The organism is Arenicella sp. 4NH20-0111, assembly GCF_040366405.1.
GTDB lineage: Bacteria > Pseudomonadota > Gammaproteobacteria > Arenicellales > Arenicellaceae > Arenicella.
In genome coordinates this window covers 45,690-64,607 of record NZ_BAABWF010000014.1, presented here as the reverse complement: position 1 = coordinate 64,607, position 18,918 = coordinate 45,690, and the positions used below count along the sequence as shown (strand labels likewise).

Genomic DNA, 18,918 nt, shown 5'->3' with positions numbered 1-18,918 from the left:
AATGGAGGGCAGATTGACACCTTTTTTAACATCCAATAGTCAGTCCTAGGCTTATACTTTGTCGCTGCACCAGCTCATGACTTTACGGTGCGATTATAGGTCTATAGAGGCGTCGCCGTATTTAACCCTCATCAACCGGACTTTGTGAGAGCCGCTTCGCGACATCGCAAATAAGAAAATATTAGGAGAAGAAATGGAACAGATTAAATCTTACTTGCCAATCATTCAAGAAAACGTGATGGTCTATGGCATTAACTTTGTAAAAGCCATTGTCATATTTTTAATTGGTAAGTTTATCGTAAATATCATAGCAAAGGCTGTTGGAAAAGGAGTCGAACGGTCCGGCGCCGACCCAATGCTTGCGAAATTCGTTACTAATATAGCTTATGCGTTGATGTTGACTTTCGTGGTCATAGCCGCAATATCTCAGTTAGGCGTACAAACAGCTTCATTGGTCGCTATTCTTGGTGCAGCAGGCTTGGCAGTGGGGTTAGCTTTACAGGGTTCTCTGGCAAACTTTGCCGCCGGTGTGATGACCATCATCTTCCGCCCCTATAATGTAGGGGATGTAGTGGAAGTTGCGGGCCTGACCGGACAAGTCGAAGAGGTTGATATCTTTACTACGACTCTTCGCCTGCCCGATAAAACTAAAATTATCATCCCTAATGGCCAAGCGCTTGAAGGGCCAATTATTAATTTTACGGAGGCTGGCAATCGAAGAATGGATCTCGCGGTGGGTATCTCCTACGATGCCGATATACAGCAAGCGAGGGAAGTGATACTAAACGCGATTGCTGAGTCAAGTTACGTTCTCGATACTCCAGCTCCAACCGTAGGCGTGACTGAGTTGGCCGACAATAGTGTTAATTTGACGGTACGCCCTTGGGCTAAAGCATCTGATCATCCTGCTGCTACATTAGAGCTTTTAGAGAGAATCAAAATAGCATTGGATAAAGCGGAGATTGGTATTCCTTACCCTCAGCGAGACGTTCATATCTACAACCATTGATTTGACGAAAAAATATCGTCTCGAATGATTCTAAAATCGAACTAAAGCGCTATGATTTTTTGCGGCGCTTTGGTTCTGATTTTTACAGGGAAGAAACATCGGAATTCATTCTTCATGGATTAGGTTGTCTGGAATGTCCCAGTTTCTCACTGCTTCAAATATAAGCGACGTTTCAATGTGTGCTACTTCGGTGCGCTCAGAGAAAGTATCCAATATGTATTCTCTTAAGCTGTTGGTGCTCTGTGTTGCAACGTGTACTAGAAAATCGTTCTCTCCGGATAAGTGATAAATGGTTTGAACGTTTGGTAATCGACTCAAATACTTTCTAAAGCTTTCAAATTCTGACCTAGAACGTTGATGTAGGCGAACCGATACCATTGCTTGCAAGTCGAGACCAAGAGCACTTAAGTCAATTTCAGTATGGGCCTTTTGAAGAAACCCCTGCTGGCGGAGGTATCGGACCCTTTCTAAGCAGGATGAGGGCGCCAATCCAATCTTTTCGGCGAGATGCTTGTTCGATATCCGAGCATTATTTCTTAATGCGCTAATAATATCGAAGTCTATTCGGTCCAACTTTGCCATATTGCCAACAATAAGGAATTATATTCGGAGACCCCATTATATGGCATATTTTGAATACAATTGGGTCTAATATAACGAATAAAAAATGAAGGGTTTTATTATGAATGACCATTCAATTGAGGCTGCTCGTAAGCTTTCACCAATCAGAAATTCCAGTACAGCGAATTCGGCCTTGGACCTGGCAAAGGAGCAATTAGCGCATTTTTCAATTGATGCTGAGAGTGATACTGGTTCAGCGCTATTGCAAATTATCACCTCCGTGTACGATTGTCAGTTGTCCGCCGATCAGCTTTGGCAATTAGCTCAAAAGGAAGTCAGTGCGATCAAAGGTGATGACTCAATCGCGATGTTTAATGCACGCAAATTTTTGTCATTTCAGTTTGCGAAATTGCTTGATAACTTACAACAGTCCTTTAGATCGGACTATCAGCAGCTGAACTTCGATTCCGCAACCATGGCGGCAAAGTCTTCTTATCCTGTGTTTGATAATGTGAATGCGATCTTTTCTGCGACGCCAGCGATTACCAGAACTGCGACCTATATCTATGCGTGTGCAGATTGGATTAGTGATGCGTTCGAAGGAAAGGAAATGCTCCTTGATATATATTCAAGGCTGCTGAATCCGACGTCGATATCCCTGGCGAATCATATTGTTGATTTGGAAGCTGGGCCTTATGCAAAAGAGTACCTTGCGTGGAATTTCAATAGTGGAATGGCTGCGATTGATTCGACTCTTTCCCATCTATTAGGGCACGAAGATATTCTTATCGCCAGTCAAAATATTTATGGCGGAGCGCATCAATTGATACACGATTGGTTTGCTAAACCATCGAATCTAAATGTTGCTGTTCACCAGTTCCGTGGGGAGGAAACGCAAGGTTTTGTTGATACCCTTTCGATGGTTAAGCAGGTTCACGCGGACCGCCTGGCAGCTGGCAAGCAAATTTATTTGTATTTGGAGTCTCCCTGTAATCCTCATGGGTACGTATTAGATGTGCCAGAACTTTGCAGGCTAGCGCATGAACAGGGTATTAGGGTAATTTTAGATGCGACCGTTGGAACTCCATTCCTGGTGCAACCGCTGCAGAAGAAAGACCCAAATGAACGCCCAGACTTTGTGATTCATAGTTATACCAAAGATCTAACGGGGACTGGGTCGGTGATCGCAGGGTGCGTAATCGCTAGAAATGAGGATATGTTTATACCTAAAGGAGCCCAAGGCTGGGACGCTACAATGTTCTGGAATGTGTACTATGTTAAGGGCGCATTTTTAAATGCGGACTCCGCATTCGAGGTGATGCAGGGCATGCGAACACTTGAAGTGCGGATGATGAAGAAATGCGTAAACACCCAAGTTTTAGCTCAAGTAATAGATCTACATCCTTTGATAAAGGTTAACTGCAATGGTCTGAAAGGGGATCAAAACTATTCCTTAGCGCAAAAAGGACTGTTGTTAGGCATGCCTGCCGGCTTGTTTACAATAGAGATGAGTGATGAAATACCGGAAGCCGTGTTCCAACGCTTTTTCGACTGCTTAGAGCCCGCTTTTTCTCATATGATTAGCCTCGGGCAAACCAATACAATCGTTAGTTGCCCAGGATTGACAACTCATTCAGAACTGAATGCTGAGCAACAAAGAGAAGCAAAGATTTTCCCTAGGACAATTCGTATAGCAACCGGTATTGAAAACCCAATCGATTTGATTACGCACTTCATTGGCGCAACAAAATTGTGTATCGATCCTGTGATCGCTGGCTTTTCTAATGGGTTTGGTGAATTGGATGAAGCGAGAAAATTGAGTAAGGAAGTGTATTTGGATTTTCATGCTAGGTACATAAATCACATCACTTAATGACTCCCAAAAATAAGGCCTGTGGGAGCACAGGCCTTATTCTGGTACTTAAGGTTCTACAGAATTAGTTGTTGAGACCTCCGCAGTACATTCTAGGCGTCGCTCTTAACCCTGAAGCTGAGACTAAGTAAGACTCACTCGCGCCCGGTGCAATGTTGACTATACCGTCAGGTGTTACCAATGCCTTTGCTTCCTCGAAGTCATTATTTGGGTCATTGGGGTAGCTTTGCCATTCTCTCGATGCTGCCGGAGACCCAAAGGTATCAAAGTGAGGGCTATCTCCAAGAATCCAGTAGTTCGCGTTTGCTGATGGCGGAATCTCGAACCATTTGAACTCAGTGTTCCAATTGGTCACAGGTGTGCTACCTACATTCGTGATTTTCAGTCGCCCTATCCAAGTATAAAGGTTGTCAGGAATGCCTATGGTGACGAGTTCAAGTTCGCAAGTATAGTCGTGACTGGTGATCGCCGCTGTAAATGTGAACGGATCGCTGACCGACCCGCCGGCCTCTAGAACCCAGCTGTGGGTTCCGGAAGACATATCAAGTCCGGTTGCTGCCGCCCATTGATCAAATCTGCCAGTAACTTTATTCGCGAATGTCGCAACTTCAACCCCTCGCCATGTTTCATTCGGGCCTGGGTAAAAGCCAGGTGTCAGAGAAAAGGTATTGCCATTTTCATCTCGTATTACAGGCACTTCATCAGTGTCGTTAAACCAGTGCAGCTCAATGTAATTTCGGCTGTCCGATATCGTGCTACCCGTTGTAGGGGTCATAAAGTTAAAGTCATAGTTTATAAGACCGTTTACGGAGGATGCACAATCTCCTGCGAAACTCTCAATGCTCGATTGATCAAAGCCATTAAAACCAGGCTCCCAGGATTGCAGGTCTGAGAGGACATGACCAGTAATAACGACCTGACGACTTCCACCCGCTGGGATACTACCATCCCACCCTTGATCACTAACTGAATAAGTCACGGTTCCGTCGCTGTTTTCCGTTGAGTTTGAGTAAACAGGCGCAGTCCACCAAACGCTTCCTAAACGAGTATTGGCGGCGGTGGTCACATCAATAGTCCAACCGGTTATGTCGGAAGCGCCATTGTTCGAAACAAGCAAGGTACCATTCCAGTGGTTGTTGTAGAAATCTGTGTCTTGATCTAAATGCCAATCACAGGTCACGTTGTCATCTACATTGACATCAACTGTTGCGATATTACTAGTGACGTCCCCAAGTTGAATTTGATAAGTGAATAGCCCGCCCGTAAAACCCGCGTTAGCGTTAAATGTCACTGTGTTTCCGCTTAGCGTAGCCTGTCCACTGGCATCATCTATGAGTGCGTAGCTCGCGCCAGCAGGGCTGCCGTTAAGCAGAGCTAAGTTGATGGTGGTTGAAACGGATAACGTCATTGATCCGTCAGCGGCATCGAGGGTAGAGCCGCAATCGCTCATCAAGCATTTAACCAGCGTCCCTGTTTCCGTAAGATTCGTTGATAGTGCGCTGTCTTCAGCTTCAGTGATAATTCCGTCTGCGGTTGCAGCTACCGTAAAATCTGGCTCAAGGTCGGCTGTGAATACTGATGCTCCTTCATCTTTTCCGGACATCGACCAATTAAACCAGCTGATGTTATTTGTGTTTAGAAACTCGATCCACGCTTCAGTTTGACCTTCACAGACATTGCCGTCTCCAGACGATTTTACGGTACCCCACTCAGATACGAAAATGGGTAGGCCCGCTGCCACAGCCGCTTGTGCATTCTGGAAAACATCTGTATTGCCAAAGGTGTCAGTGTTAGTACTATCGGTTCCATCTCCTTTTGATAGGTGAGTACAAGCGTAGAAGTGCGTTGTATAGACAACGTTTGGGTCGGTTAAACGATCGTTTATAGGGTCATCTATTTGTTGATCGAATATAGGCGTTCCTATGGTCGCAATTGCATTAGGTGAATTGGCTCTAATAATAGGAAGTATATCTTCGGCATACGCTTTTAGTTCAGGCCATGTAACCCAATTCCGAAGAGGCCACTCAGGCACATCATATTCAATATTGGTTACAAACCAGCCGTTAGCATCGGAGTCCTCCGTGACGTGAGTCACCTTTACGTCAGTTGGTTCATTTGCGATTTCATAAATGACGTTTGGAATGCCGGCGTACTTCTCTGAGACAATTTCGAAGAACATTTCTGCTTCGTCTTTGTACTTATTCGGAACATCTTCTAGTACGTGCCAATCAACAAGAACATACATGTCAAGCTCAATGGCCCAGTCAATAACGTCAAAGAGGTTTTGCATGTAATCAAAATGCAGCCGCGCAGGTTCTTGAGCATATCCCCCTTCAGTCGAGTAAAAGATACCTCCTGGCGAGAGAACTTCGACGATGTCGCCGACCCCATTTCTTTGATATGAGGCGTTTTGGTATTGCCAATTTCTCGGGTCGGCCACGCCCCAGCCTTCAACATAAAGAGCGGCTCTAAAAGCGTTCGCTCCCCAATGGTCGCGTGTCCATTGAATGGTTTCTTTGGTTGTGTATAGCCCTGGAGCACCACCAGCCGGGTCAGTGTTGTTCGGTCCTCTCCATCTTGCCGTGAGTGCATGCGAACTCATTCCGCGTAGCTGCACAATGTCGCCATTCTGATTGACAATATTTGCACCAGAAACAGAGAGCTGGCCATGGTCTGATACTAGACCTAACCCTTGGGCATGCACCATGTGATTAAAAAATAGTGTGCCGGCTAACGCGAGAAGTCGCGTCCAGCTTCTTAATTTATTACGTCTAAATGAAACCATAAATAGGTTCCTCCTTCATTGGTTGGATACAATTTTCCGGCCAAAGCTAGAAACTACGATATCGTTCTTTTATATTATTGGTGTCAAAAGCGCAGAAGCTGTTTGACAATGAAGAGGATAGATTTGAAGTAGGCTTATGTCGTTCTGATTTGCGCATGAGGAAGTTCTGACGTGTACGAAAACGTGTAGAAACGCGCTTTTATTCGTACTATTTGTTTGCAACTTCACTTTATTCAAGATGCCGAAATTCTACTTCATTTATGGGGGTTTTTATTTAAGTGTTTGAAATTTAACGATTAAAATAGCATGGTGGTGTGAGTATAACGGCCTGGAATTGGCAAATATCGAAAAATTCTATTTTTTGAAAAAAACTTCCATAAAAATCATAATTAATGTAGTTTAATTACAAGGAAGGGGTTTTAGTTTTGTGTGAGTGTCGGGTAAGCACTCTTTTGGAAGCAAAAATTCAGGTAAATGCGCGATGATGTCTAAGGCTGTGACAGTCCTAAGAGGGTTGGTTTTATCAGGTGCGTGGCTTTACCTTTGAACAGGTGCGCTTAGATGGACAAAACTATATTTAATATACATGATGTCGTGCTGCTCATGACGGCGTTCCAATGTCTTTTATTCGCGATTTTATTGGTGTCAGTAACCAGTGTAAAAAAGTTGTCGAATATTTTTTTGGCAATATTTTTGTTGCAACACGTCGCCATCCCAATGGATATATTAATCAGTTTTGGGGTGGAATTTCGAGAAAGAGCATTGGCCTTTTCTCCAAACCTGTTTTACGTGTTCGGGTTCGGTTATTGGTTGGAAGCGCCTCTTATGCTCTGGTATGTCCGATCTCTGATATATAAAAGCTATGCTCTTCAATGGAGCGACTTGGTCTACCTGCTGCCCTTTATTGCTTATCTGTTGCATCAATGTGTCTTCTATTTCAGTCTGGGGTCCATTGAGAAAACAATTCAAATCGAAGACTACGGCAATATAACTCATATACCGAGTTATCAGCATTGGATCACATTTTGTCGTGAGTTGTTTCGTGTCGGCATCGGTGTTCTTTGCTTAGTCGAACTTAAGAGGTATCGTACTCATGTGCACAGTAAGTTTTCTCATATAGATAAGCATGAGCTCACGTGGTTGACGTTGTTGGTAACCGGGTTCACGGTTCTTCGTGCATGGTCAGTGCTGGTGTTGATTTTCGTGATCCTAAATGCGGTGTTCGATATTTCCGCAGACTTTGAGTTAATGGGGTTGATTGGAAACTACACTACATTTTTGTTAGTAAGTATGTTGATATTTTTCAGCTTGGGACATTCTATCGCTTATGAAGGGTTGGATAGAGATGAGGCTGATGAAAGTGGCTGCGCCGACGTGCATGATATTAACTTAGAGAATGCGTTGACCCAGCATATGAAATCGCATAAACCTTTTCTAAACCCGACTTTATCGTTGGATTTGCTTGCGAAAGATCTCGACATGTCCCCGCGATTGCTGTCTAAAGTAATTAATCGAGGTTTTAACTGTAATTTCTTTGAATACATAAATTCTTACAGAGTAGAGGAAGCGGTTGAGTTACTTGGCGTACCTAGTTGCGATAAAACGATTTTGGATATCGGCTTTGAGGCAGGATTTAATTCAAAAACGACGTTCAATAGTTTCTTTAAGAAGAAATTGGGATTCACACCCAGCGAGTTTCGAAAATCCAAACAAGTAAGCGCTCAAAAAAGAGGGCTTGCATTGGCTTGATTGTACGTCTTTAGGAAATTGGCCGTCTTGATATGAATTCCAACGAGATTTTTTACTAGATGGTCCTGGAAACTGGCAAGCCCTCTTGAGTAAAGCCGTTGTGTTGCTTCTCTGCCTTACTCAAGCGTTCTTTCTTTTAATTTAAAGTCTGGACCTAGGGAGTTACGAACTTTTGCTTTTTCAGTTGGGTGCTTCGCGTGATTGCATCAAACCTCGCTTCATAGTTAACGTGCTCGGTACCCATCCATTTATCCCACCAAGTAAAGTAAAACCCGTAATTGCCGTTTGCTTTCTCATGATGCATATCATGGTGCGTCACGGTGGTTAGATGCTTGAGAATCGGGTGGCGTGTGCTGCCTTGTGGAAATAATTCGTATCCGCAATGACCGATGGCATTTTTAAAGATCATAATGAACAGCATGATGGCGAGCGCCGACGGGTGCATGGGCATCATCAACAGCAATATTGGAGTATATGCGTATTCAACGGCTGCCTCGCCAATTGCAAATGAGTAGGCGGTAAATGGGGTGGGGTTATGCGATCTGTGATGCGTCATATGGAATCGTTTGTAAAACTTAGGGAGATGCATCGCTCTGTGGATCCAGTAAAAATACGTATCATGCAACAGTATTGATAGAATTATTGAGGCTCCGAACCAGATAAAGCCGTACTCAGAAATGTCCGTGTAGATTTTTAGAGAACCATTGCTAGCAAGGTCAAATATGATGATGTCTAACAGAACAAATACGCCGATTGTTCTCATTGAATTGAAAATTTCTAACTGAATTTGTTTGCCAGCCGGTTGTCGTTTTCGAATTCGACGAGACCTTAAGATCGGGGCAAGCAGAATCCAAATAACAAAAAAGACGCTCAGCGTTCCAATTGCGTAACGAGTTGCTTCAAACTGGAAGCCTAAGAGAGATTGATTGATTATGTGATTAGTTAATTCGGTGAGTGAGGCTTGCATGGTGTGCTCCTTTGGTCATCAGTACTGAGTTGTTGTTGATGAGCAAACTATGGAGAAAACCTAGAATCAAAGCCTCTCGATACCTAAAAAGTTAGGTCGATTTCGAAACCGATCAGTAATTTTAAGAATCAATCAGTATTATTATAGGAATTTTTTATCCATTGCCTTCTGTATTGAGTGGGTGTGTCGCCAGTGAGGTTTTTAAAGGCTCGATTGAATGGCGCAAGCGAGCTAAACCCTTCTTCTAGAGCCAAGGTTAGAATGGGAGTGCGCGTATGCTCTGGATCTTGCATAGCGGTCTTGACTGCTTTTATTCTGTAATGATTTAAAAATTCACTGAAGTTGCGAAACCCCATGCCTTTGTTGATCATTGCTCTTAAACGGTGCTCTTGCGTATCGAGTTGTTCGGCTAAGATGGCAATCGTCAGTCCGTGTTGTCGATAGGCTCGTTTTTGTTCCATGTGTGCAAGCAGTGTTTCGTGCAATAGGTGGTCTCGCTTATCAATGGCTGGTTCGGATTCGACAACCTTTATCCGCTTGAACGTGAGTGCTTCGATTTGGTAGTTTAATAGCCAAAAAGAGCCAAAGATCACCATCGGAAGAACGGCCACTGATCTGAGGATGTTCAACTCGATAGGGGAATCATAAAATAGCCGCTCGCTTATCACCGATACCGTGGTGGCGATGACTAAACCCACTACAAAGAAAAAGCGGAGTCGTCGCCTTGACTCAATGACATCATCATTTCGCCCTCTCAAGGTTGTGTAAGTGAGGTGCAACATCAGAACTACCGACATACCTGTCACTAAGTATAGAAGTTCCGATGGAAGGGTAGATACAAGACCGAACTCGAAAAGTCTAAAGTAGGCAATGGGGAAAACGAATGCGAGCATCACGCCCCACTCGAGTATCCCTAGCGAGAAATCATCTTCGAATAAAGACCGACCGAACCACCAAACAAGCACCACACTGGGCACGTCTAGAAAACGAACAATCACACGAGGGAACTGAGGTAGAACTAACTCGGGATGGGGTGTGCCAAGCAACATGGCCGCAATACTGATGGCGGTTAGAGCGCCAATGGTCGACACCATGTTACCTGCCCCGTCGCGTATGGCCATGGCCGCAATCAAGAGCAGCAAAGTGACGGCGGGATAGCGAGTGAGAACATCGAGTAAGAGCATCAGTCTAGGTTATGTCTTTTTGCCTCGGAACTCAATCTCAGTCGCTTTCTTGTCAGAAATCAGTAGACTTAGCACACGATTAACTTACACGATAGCTCATCTATGTTGCGCAGACCATTTTTATACTATTTATGCTCTTTGATTTTTCTTACCGCCTGTAATCAGCAGAGTGAGCCCACAGTTGAAAGCGCTGTACCAGCGAATCAGCCAAGCTCAAGCGCTGAAAAAAAGAGTCCACCGTCGAAGTCTGCGGTGACGCCGAGCGAAAACAGTGATATTGAAGTAGGTAAAGATTACCACTCTTTTTCTAATCCTGAGCAAGTGGTGATCCAGCACATCGCTTTGGATTTAACCGTAGATTTCGATAAAAAAGTGCTAACAGGAACGGCTGAACTTACGTTTGAGAAAAAGGATGAAGCGGCTAAGCTTCTCATACTCGATACCCGAGATTTGACGATACATGGCGTCACTTCAGATCAGCAGGTACTTGAGCATAGTCTACGTTCATCCGACTCCTTTCTGGGTTCGGCCCTCGAGATAACTTTGCCAGAACAAGGCAATAAGTTGACGGTCGCTTACACGACATCACCTGATGCGTCAGGTTTGCAATGGCTTAATCCTCAGCAGACCGCTGGTGGAAAGCAGCCATTTTTGTTCTCGCAAGCTCAGGCCATTCACGCACGAAGTTTCATTCCCTTGCAAGACTCTCCCCAGGTAAGAGTGACGTACAGTGCGACGCTTCGAACGCCCATAGACTTACTGGCGGTCATGAGTGCATCGAACGACCCACAGATGAAAGTTGATGGTGTGTATGAGTTCACGATGCCACAACCCGTGCCGTCCTATTTGATCGCGTTGGCAGTTGGTGATTTGCGCTTCAAGGCAATGGGTGAACGAACTGGGGTGTATGCTGAGCCTTCCATGCTAGAGGCGGCTGCGGCAGAGTTTGAAGACACCGAGTCCATGCTTATTGAGACTGAAAAGAGGTACGGGCCTTATGGTTGGGATCGTTATGACCTATTGATTTTGCCTCCTTCGTTCCCGTTTGGTGGTATGGAAAATCCTCGTCTCTCGTTTATTACCCCTACGGTGATTGCTGGTGATAAAAGTTTGGTTTCATTGATCGCGCATGAGTTAGCTCATTCTTGGTCAGGTAATACGGTAACCAACGCGACTTGGCGTGATTTGTGGTTGAACGAAGGTTTTACAACGTATTTGACCTATCGCATCATGGAAATGGTGTATGGGACGGATCGGTACAAAATGGAGGCCGTGCTAGGTTTTGAAGACCTAGAGGCAGATATAGGCCGTCTCGAATTGGATGATGAAATTTTGGCGATTGATTTGCGTGGACGGGACCCCGATGATGTGTTTTCAAACATACCCTATGAAAAAGGTGCGCTATTTTTGCGAGAGCTTGAGCAAAAAGTAGGGCGGGATGATTTTGATGTGTTTTTAACCAAGTACTTCGAAGAATTTGCCTTTCAAAGTATCACGACAGATCAATTTGTGGATTACCTGAAGCAGACTTTACTTAAGGATCATGCTGACAAGTTGGATATTAAAAGAATAGAGGCATGGATCTTCAATGGCGGCCTCCCCGAAGAACTTCCGTTAGAGAAATCAAATGCGTTTACCCTGGTGGATGACGCCAGAACGAAGTGGCTTACAGGAGAGTTGAAGGCGAGTGACATAGAAACAAAAAATTGGGTTGTCCACCAATGGCTGTACTTTTTAAATAATTTGCCAGAAAAATTAACAGAGCAACAACTGGCTGATTTGGACGCCGCATTCGACCTGACAAACTCTAAAAACAACGAAATAGCTCATAGTTGGTTGTTGATGAGTGTGCGTAACTGGTACGAGCCGGCTCTGCCCAGATTGCGCCAATATCTGGTTGAGATTGGGCGTAACAAGCTGGTCAAGCCACTCTACCGGGAACTAGCGAAAACAGAAAAGGGCCGAGCTCTGGGTAAAGCGGCATTTACTAAGGCGAAGCCGGGTTATCACCCTTTGACGGTAAAAGCTAATGAAGGGTTTGTGCAGTAAGAAAGGCATCAATGTAAACCGTATAAATAGTTTATTGGTTTGCGTTTAATAAACGGTAAGCGATTGCGGGCTTTCGCTCGTAATCGCTCCTGATTTGGATAGGTACAATGGAACACGTTTTTGAAGAGCTCGATTATCAAAAGACTGAATTTGGCGAAATAAGCTTGAGGCGGCGTTCAGAGCCAAGACTGGATCACAAAATTATTTACGAAGTGAAGCTCGGAGAAGAGTTTTTGATGTCCAGTTTGTTTGTGGAAGCGGAGGAGCAATTATCAATGCTTGGTCTGGCCAGACTAAAGCAGAACGGTTATCACGATGGCTTACGCATCGTTGTAGGCGGTCTGGGGCTAGGGTATACGGCCATTACAGCATTGGCTGACCGAGCCGTCACCGAGCTTAGAACCATCGATGTTATGCTGCCTGTCATCAACTGGCATCAAAAAGGGATGCTCCCGGTTGGGGATATTCTAGCACGAGACCCTAAAAGCTCGTTAGTTCACGGTGATTTCTTTGCTATTGCTACTGACAACAAGAAAGGTTTTCTCAATGATGAGCAAGTTCATGCTTTGTTTCTTGATATTGACCATTCTCCCAGTCATTGGCTTAAGGATTCCAATCATTCTTTCTACGCCAAGGATTCTCTAACAACAGTCTCAAGAAAAATCGTCGCGGGCGGCGTATTTGCTTTGTGGTCAAATGATTGGCCAGATGACCGTTTTGTTTCGCTGTTAGATAGCGTGTTTCATGAGACTCATGCACACGTCGTTCGTTTCGACAATCCGTATTCTGGCGGTGAGTCAATCAATACAATATACGTAGCAAGCGTTCTTTAACCAGCTTCTCTGGTTCCTTTGCCAAAAGCAGAAAATATATCACCTGCCTCTACTGACTGCTGAAGGCCATCACTAACTAAATTTAACCTTGCCACTCCCTCAGCCCAGCACCATCTGCCGTTCGCTAGCTCTTTGCCGCCTATTGCCAGCGTTAAATCGGCATTGTTAAAGGTGTTTGCGGGAATCTCAAAGACCGTAGTAAAAGATCCTTCCGCTGCGTTTTCCGGCTGCTTAACATCTTGCAAGGTTATTAGTCTTGTATCTCGATGGTAGAGCGCCATATTCATAACCAGCTTTTCAATGGAAGTGTGTACCAACCATGTCGCTTTAATTCGTATTACCTCATCGCTCCTAATCGTAACAGAGTAGCTGTTGTCCACGCCTTGAACGATCAATTGTTGCAGAGATATCGCTTCAGACAAACTTCCGTTAAACAGCATCGACGCTCGTTCGCTTGCTGTGCTTTTAATAAGGCTGTTTTCGTAAGAACTGATGATCGAGTGAGCTGGGCCAACTTGAGCAATCTTGCCTCGATCTAACCAAGCGACATCTTGGCATAGAGAGGCAATTGCGTTCATGTTGTGGCTAACGAATATGACCGTTCTTCCGCTTTGAGCGACATCGTCCATTTTGCCCAAACATTTTTCTCTAAACTCTTTATCACCAACAGCAAGAACTTCATCGACTACTAGAATATCGGGCTCAACATGAGCGGCAATCGAAAATGCGAGCCGCACATACATACCGCTAGAATAACGTTTCACTGGAGTGTCGAGAAATTTTTCTACGCCAGCATAATCAACGATTTGGTCGAGCTTGTGCTCGATGTCTCTACGAGACATGCCCATGATTGATCCATAAAGAAAAATGTTCTCTCTACCCGAAAGTTCTGGGTGAAAACCAGTCCCAACTTCAAGCAAGCTGGATAGTGATCCCTGAATTCTAATTTGTCCCTTGGTTGGCTTAGTAATTCGGCTTAGTATCTTTAGTAACGTGCTTTTACCTGCGCCGTTGTGGCCTATTAATCCTAGAGTTCGTCCAGAATCAATTGAAAGATTAATGTCGCTTAGCGCCCAGAAGTGTTGATTGCGGCTATCAAGCGATGTCGTGGCTGGCTTTCTAGTCAGTTTTTGGGACAGGGCTTCACGGAAGGTTTTCCCGACTTCGACTGTGGCCCCTAATTTATATTGTTTCCAAATATTCTCGACTTCAATCATGGCGCACCCGTCTCTAAATCACGTCAGCAAAACGTTGTTCGGCATTGGAAAAATAGCGTAATCCTACGCTCAGCATAATCAAGCTGAGCGCCAAAGAGCACCCGCAGGCAATCCAGTCGATCTGAGTTCCTAAAAATGCTGATCGGGTACCTGAAACCCAGCCCGTGATGGGGTTCAAATAAGTTAACCATCTGAATTCTGCTGGAATGAATGACGTCGGGTATATTACTGGGGTGATATACATCCAAAGCTGAAGCATAAAAGGCACAACATAACGAAAATCTCGATAGGTTACCGTGATTGCTGACAGCCACAAGCCGATCCCCAATATTGAAATAAAAGCGCCGCAGGCAAACAAGGGGATCAATAAAAATTGCCATGTGGGCATGACGGCGTAGAACGCCATCAAAGCGAGTAGTACCAGAACAGAGATCGAAAAATCGATCAGGCTAACTCCGACACTCGCTAGTGGAATGGCCATTCTTGGGAAGTAGACTTTGCTGATCATAGTGGCTGAGCCAACGAGCGAATTACTGCAACTGCTCACGCCAGCGGAAAAAAAATTCCAGATAAGTAGACCTGAAAACACAAAAATCGGATAGGGCACTCCGTCTGAAGGAATCTTCGCTAATCGCCCGAATAGCAGGCTGAAAATGAGCATTAGAAACAGGGGTTGAATTACCGACCAAATAACACCCAGCGCAGTCTGCTTGTAACGGACTTTGATATCACGCATAGCGAGAATTGAAATTAATTCCCTGAACTTCCATATCTCGTGAAAGCTGAGCCTAGCCGCGTCGCTAGCTGGCTTGATTATGGTGACTGGTTTACTCATGACCGAACGTCGAAAGTTCGACAGCTTCGAAGAAAATTGATTTCTCGAGGTGGCAGGCAGGGTACGAACGCATAAAAAATCATGAATTAAAATGTTCGCTCAACAGAAAACTCGGCGAGAGCCAGTAGAGCGGTTTTGTACTGTGATTCGGGCAGTACGACTAAGGCTTCTTGAGCTAATCTGGCTTGGTCGCGAGCGGCCCTGGCGGTGTAGCCTAACGATCCAGTCTTCTCAATAATCGAGAGGACGGCGTCAAGGTTGTCGCGGCTCGCATTGGTGATGGCATTTTCGAGCAACGCTTTGTCTTCGCCTTGGGACCTTTCGATGGCATTGATCAGAGGCAGTGTCGGTTTTCCTTCTGCCAGGTCATCGCCGACATTTTTACCCATGGCATCGGCGTCGGCAGTATAGTCTAAGATGTCGTCTACCAATTGGAAGGCGGTACCGAGGTGTAATCCGTACTGTGCGAGAGCATCTTCGACCGGGCGAGCTTGTTTCGTTATCACTCCGCCTAGTTGCGTAGCAGCTTCGAATAGTATTGCTGTTTTGGACTGAATGGTATCCATATACTGCTGTTCGGTGGTTTCCGCTGAACCGCAGTTAATCAATTGCATAACTTCGCCTTCTGCAATCTGGTTTGTAGTTCGTGACAATATCTCCATGACGCGCATACTTCCAACGTCTACCATCATTTGAAATGAGCGTGAATACAGGTAGTCACCAACCAACACACTGGCTGCATTACCAAATACCTCGTTTGCGGTCTCTCGACCGCGACGCATCTCAGATTCATCCACGACGTCATCGTGCAGTAATGTGGCCGTGTGAATGAACTCAATGATCGCCGCTAGCAAGACCTGATCTTTACTGACCTCGGTCTCTTCTGGGTTGGCGGCTTTGGCGGCCAATAGTAGCGCAACGGGTCTGAGACGCTTACCTCCGGCCTGCACGATATACGCGCCTAGTTGGTTGATGAGCGCTACATTGCTGTCTAAATTATTGCCGATAGTTTGCGTAACTTCGGTCATATCGTTCGATACCAAATCAATAATTGATTTAATATCAATGGTTTGCGCCTTAATGTCGCTAATAGGGGAGGTGCTTATCGTCATGGGTGCCTAGTATAACGTAATGTTTCGCAATCAACGTAGATTCGGATAAATTTTCAGCCTAATTTAAGCTTAAGTTATTGCTCTTATTCTGTTGACCAATCGGGTTGAAACCCATAAAATCCGCCTTCCTGTTCGCTGGGCCCAATCTGGGAGAAAGACGCTGCTTATTTTTTCGGTAGCGACCCCTTCTGAACGTTTAATTGGCCGACAGGCCGGAGAGACAAATATGTACGCGGTAATCAAAACCGGCGGTAAGCAATACCGTGTCGCAGTTGGCGACAAATTAAAAGTAGAAAGCCTTAAAGTAGAAGTTGGCGGTAAGGTTGTTCTAGACCATGTATTAATGATTGGCGACGGTGATAAAGTAGAGGTAGGAACTCCTACTCTTGCTAAGACCGTTGAAGCAACCGTGCTTAGTAACGGGCGTGGTAAAAAACTCCGCATCGTTAAGTTTCGTCGTCGTCAGAATTCTCGTACTCGCACGGGCCACCGTCAAAATTACACCGAGCTTGAAATCACAGCCATCGGTGGAAAAGCGGCGGCTAAAAAAGCGCCTGCCAAAAAGGCTGAAGCTCCTAAAAAGGAAGCAGTCAAGAAAGCAGCCCCTAAAGCAAAGAAAGCCGAAGGTGGTGATGATTTGAGCAAGATTTCTGGCGTAGGTCCAGTCATCGTTGGTAAATTGGAAAAGCTAGGTATAACTACTTTCCAACAAATCGCTGATTTCACAGCAGACGACATTGCGCGCATCGACGGAGAACTAAACTTCAAAGGTCGTATCGAGCGTGATAATTGGGTTTCACAAGCTAAAGAATTCCTTAAGGGTTAATTCTTAGGCTAACCAGAGGTTATTTAAAATGGCACATAAAAAGGCAGGCGGTAGTTCTAGAAACGGTCGCGATTCGAATTCCAAGCGTTTAGGCGTTAAACGATATTCTGGTCAAGCTATTAATGCTGGCACAATTATTGTTCGTCAACGTGGCAGCAGCTTTCACGCTGGTGATAATGTTGGTATGGGTAAGGATTTCACTTTATTCGCACTTGAAACTGGTGTGGTTAAGTTTGAAAAGAAAGGCCCTAAAAATCGAAGACACGTCAGCATTGTTGCAGCTTAGTTCTTAAACTTAGCAATCGGTTTTTAAAACACCAAAAAAGCCTCGCTCAGCGGGGCTTTTTTGTACCTTGCTGATAGAATGAATTCGATGTTTGACAGCAGGTCGTTTCAACCAATAAACTTGATTTATGGAAAAACAATATACTATTTTGGTGGCAGATCAACTTGACCTCGTTTCAATTGGCTTGAGTGACCTGTTTGGGGAGGACTCAAGCTATAAAGTAGTTGGGTCGGCGAGCACGGGTGGTGAGGTGCTTGATTTTCTGGAAAAAACTAAAGTTGATATGGTTTTGCTGGACGTAAGTTTGCCCGGCATGGATGGCATTGATACGGCCCGTGAAGTGTGCCGTAGAAACCCCGATCAAATAGTGATTGGACATTCATTGTTGACTGAGATTGAGTACGTCAACAGTATGTTAATAGAAGGTGCAAAGGGTTACATCCTTAAAGGAGCGACACTCGAAGAGCTAACATTAGCCTTTGAAACAATTCTTGCCGGCAAGCAATATTTGAGTGCAGCTGCAAAAGCATCCGTCGATAAAGGTTATCAGTATACTGATAAGCACATGGGCGGTGAATACGTCGGGCTTAAAGACAGAGAGCGAGAAGTGATAATATGTATCGCTAAGGAAATGACAAATAAGGAAATTTCAGAAAAGTTGTTTATTAGCGTTGAGACTGTTAGGAGCCACAGGAAAAATCTGATGAACAAACTTAATGTGAAAACCGCAGCCGGCTTGGTTAAGTATGCGGTGGATAGACGTTGGGTATAGGTATACTTCGATCATTCATTTTACTCTGCTCTTTTGGGGGCTCTTTGGGGTTGACTCATGAGTTAACGGAGTTGGGTGATTGTAATGAAGTAAGCAAATTCGACTCGGTTGTATCGCTTTTAGATGAACGTGCTAATACCTTTGTCGGATGGAGTCACGTAGATTCGGAAAATCTAGCCCGGCTTGGTTTGAAACTGACGCCGGACTTTTATCGTGTGGATGAAAGCAAATATAGCCCTAATGAAGAGTGCGGAGATTCATCCACCTTGAACCTTAACTTACTAGTCAAATTAAGCGACTGGACTCAACAGCACCCCAATGGAATAGAGTCATCGCTGGCGACTAGTGACGTTAAGTTGGAGTCCATTGGAGCCGTAGAAGTGGTGTTTAGACTAGTGTCGGCTGATACATCGGTTATCTCTGAAGATCACATTGTGCAACGATATGGCGATGTCGCGCCCGCAAAAACATTATCTGGTTTGGATGATGGCTTGGTAACCCTGGGTTTTACAATGTTTGAAAGTGGAGCCTTAGATCAGGCCACACGATCTCTGAATTTGGATGTTAAAATCAGTATCGACCAACATGCTCGTGCAGATAGGTGGTTAAGATTGATCATTCCTATCACGGATTTTTCGGCGTACTTTCAAAAAAATTATCAGGACGAAGCGGTGAATATCAATGATCACTTAAATTCGTTGATATCGGGTCTAAGAATCACGGCCGAAACTTATCAAGGAAAACAGTTGAGAAATTTATTGGGCGATGACTGGAGTGAATCCATCCCGGAAACCGTCAATGAAATTGGAATAGAATTTCGGCGAATTGGGCTGGTGAAATAAGGTGAAAGGTAACCCGTC

At 44.7% G+C, this 18,918-nt stretch carries 16 protein-coding genes; 9 read left to right on the top strand and 7 right to left on the bottom strand.

What is annotated here, in order from left to right:
* Positions 1 to 193: 193 nt before the first annotated feature.
* A complete protein-coding gene (locus ABWW54_RS19150) occupies positions 194 to 1,009 on the top strand; it encodes a mechanosensitive ion channel family protein (protein ID WP_353414713.1) in 816 nt (271 codons plus the stop codon).
* A 105-nt stretch (positions 1,010 to 1,114) separates the two neighbouring features.
* Here ABWW54_RS19150 and ABWW54_RS19145 read toward each other — a convergent pair whose 3' ends face one another.
* Positions 1,115 to 1,591 carry an Lrp/AsnC family transcriptional regulator gene (locus tag ABWW54_RS19145; RefSeq protein WP_353414711.1) on the bottom strand — a complete coding sequence of 159 codons (477 nt, stop codon included), beginning with the start codon at positions 1,589 to 1,591 and terminating at the stop codon, positions 1,115 to 1,117.
* A gap of 115 nt (positions 1,592 to 1,706) precedes the next feature.
* Here ABWW54_RS19145 and ABWW54_RS19140 point away from each other — a divergent pair, with 115 nt between their 5' ends.
* Positions 1,707 to 3,443 carry a PLP-dependent transferase gene (locus ABWW54_RS19140; RefSeq protein WP_502907832.1) on the top strand — a complete coding sequence of 579 codons (1,737 nt, stop codon included), beginning with the start codon at positions 1,707 to 1,709 and terminating at the stop codon, positions 3,441 to 3,443.
* Between the two features lie 64 nt (positions 3,444 to 3,507).
* Here the strand turns inward: ABWW54_RS19140 and ABWW54_RS19135 are convergent, their stop codons facing one another.
* A complete protein-coding gene (locus tag ABWW54_RS19135) occupies positions 3,508 to 6,228 on the bottom strand; it encodes a cellulase family glycosylhydrolase (RefSeq protein ID WP_353414707.1) in 2,721 nt (906 codons plus the stop codon).
* A gap of 561 nt (positions 6,229 to 6,789) precedes the next feature.
* On the opposite strand from ABWW54_RS19135, the gene ABWW54_RS19130 reads away from it, so the two are divergent.
* Positions 6,790 to 7,977: a helix-turn-helix domain-containing protein gene (locus tag ABWW54_RS19130; RefSeq protein WP_353414705.1), complete on the top strand. Its 1,188-nt coding sequence runs from the start codon at positions 6,790 to 6,792 to the stop codon at positions 7,975 to 7,977.
* Positions 7,978 to 8,131: 154 nt separating this feature from the next.
* Here ABWW54_RS19130 and ABWW54_RS19125 read toward each other — a convergent pair whose 3' ends face one another.
* Positions 8,132 to 8,944: a sterol desaturase family protein gene (locus tag ABWW54_RS19125; RefSeq protein WP_353414704.1), complete on the bottom strand. Its 813-nt coding sequence runs from the start codon at positions 8,942 to 8,944 to the stop codon at positions 8,132 to 8,134.
* Positions 8,945 to 9,072: 128 nt separating this feature from the next.
* Entirely contained in the window at positions 9,073 to 10,128 is a 1,056-nt protein-coding gene (locus tag ABWW54_RS19120) for a helix-turn-helix domain-containing protein (protein ID WP_353414702.1), read from the bottom strand.
* Positions 10,129 to 10,230: 102 nt separating this feature from the next.
* On the opposite strand from ABWW54_RS19120, the gene ABWW54_RS19115 reads away from it, so the two are divergent.
* Together ABWW54_RS19115 and ABWW54_RS19110 are read left to right on the top strand one after the other, a co-directional pair.
* Positions 10,231 to 12,177, top strand: coding sequence for a M1 family metallopeptidase (locus ABWW54_RS19115; protein ID WP_353414701.1), 1,947 nt, complete (start codon positions 10,231 to 10,233; stop codon positions 12,175 to 12,177).
* Between the two features lie 107 nt (positions 12,178 to 12,284).
* Positions 12,285 to 13,010 carry a spermidine synthase gene (locus ABWW54_RS19110; RefSeq protein WP_353414700.1) on the top strand — a complete coding sequence of 242 codons (726 nt, stop codon included), beginning with the start codon at positions 12,285 to 12,287 and terminating at the stop codon, positions 13,008 to 13,010.
* Here ABWW54_RS19110 and ABWW54_RS19105 read toward each other — a convergent pair.
* The 3 genes from ABWW54_RS19105 to ABWW54_RS19095 all read right to left on the bottom strand — a co-directional run bounded on the left by ABWW54_RS19105 (position 13,007) and on the right by ABWW54_RS19095 (position 16,174).
* On the bottom strand, positions 13,007 to 14,227 hold the full coding sequence (locus ABWW54_RS19105) for an ABC transporter ATP-binding protein (RefSeq protein ID WP_353414699.1): 1,221 nt from the start codon (positions 14,225 to 14,227) through the stop codon (positions 13,007 to 13,009). The two genes, ABWW54_RS19110 and ABWW54_RS19105, sit on opposite strands and share 4 nt — an antisense overlap.
* A 13-nt stretch (positions 14,228 to 14,240) precedes the next feature.
* Positions 14,241 to 15,062: an ABC transporter permease gene (locus tag ABWW54_RS19100; RefSeq protein WP_353414697.1), complete on the bottom strand. Its 822-nt coding sequence runs from the start codon at positions 15,060 to 15,062 to the stop codon at positions 14,241 to 14,243.
* Between the two features lie 86 nt (positions 15,063 to 15,148).
* Complete coding sequence (locus tag ABWW54_RS19095; protein ID WP_353414696.1) at positions 15,149 to 16,174, bottom strand: polyprenyl synthetase family protein; 1,026 nt, start codon at positions 16,172 to 16,174, stop codon at positions 15,149 to 15,151.
* A gap of 226 nt (positions 16,175 to 16,400) precedes the next feature.
* Here ABWW54_RS19095 and rplU point away from each other — a divergent pair, with 226 nt between their 5' ends.
* From rplU to ABWW54_RS19075, 4 genes are all read left to right on the top strand, one after another.
* Positions 16,401 to 17,000, top strand: coding sequence for a 50S ribosomal protein L21 (gene rplU / locus ABWW54_RS19090; RefSeq protein ID WP_353414695.1), 600 nt, complete (start codon positions 16,401 to 16,403; stop codon positions 16,998 to 17,000).
* 28 nt (positions 17,001 to 17,028) lie between these two features.
* On the top strand, positions 17,029 to 17,286 hold the full coding sequence (gene rpmA / locus ABWW54_RS19085) for a 50S ribosomal protein L27 (protein WP_353414693.1): 258 nt from the start codon (positions 17,029 to 17,031) through the stop codon (positions 17,284 to 17,286).
* 127 nt (positions 17,287 to 17,413) lie between these two features.
* Positions 17,414 to 18,058 carry a response regulator gene (locus tag ABWW54_RS19080; RefSeq protein WP_353414691.1) on the top strand — a complete coding sequence of 215 codons (645 nt, stop codon included), beginning with the start codon at positions 17,414 to 17,416 and terminating at the stop codon, positions 18,056 to 18,058.
* Positions 18,059 to 18,108: 50 nt separating this feature from the next.
* Positions 18,109 to 18,900, top strand: coding sequence for a hypothetical protein (locus ABWW54_RS19075; RefSeq protein ID WP_353414689.1), 792 nt, complete (start codon positions 18,109 to 18,111; stop codon positions 18,898 to 18,900).
* The last annotated feature ends 18 nt before the right edge of the window (positions 18,901 to 18,918 follow it).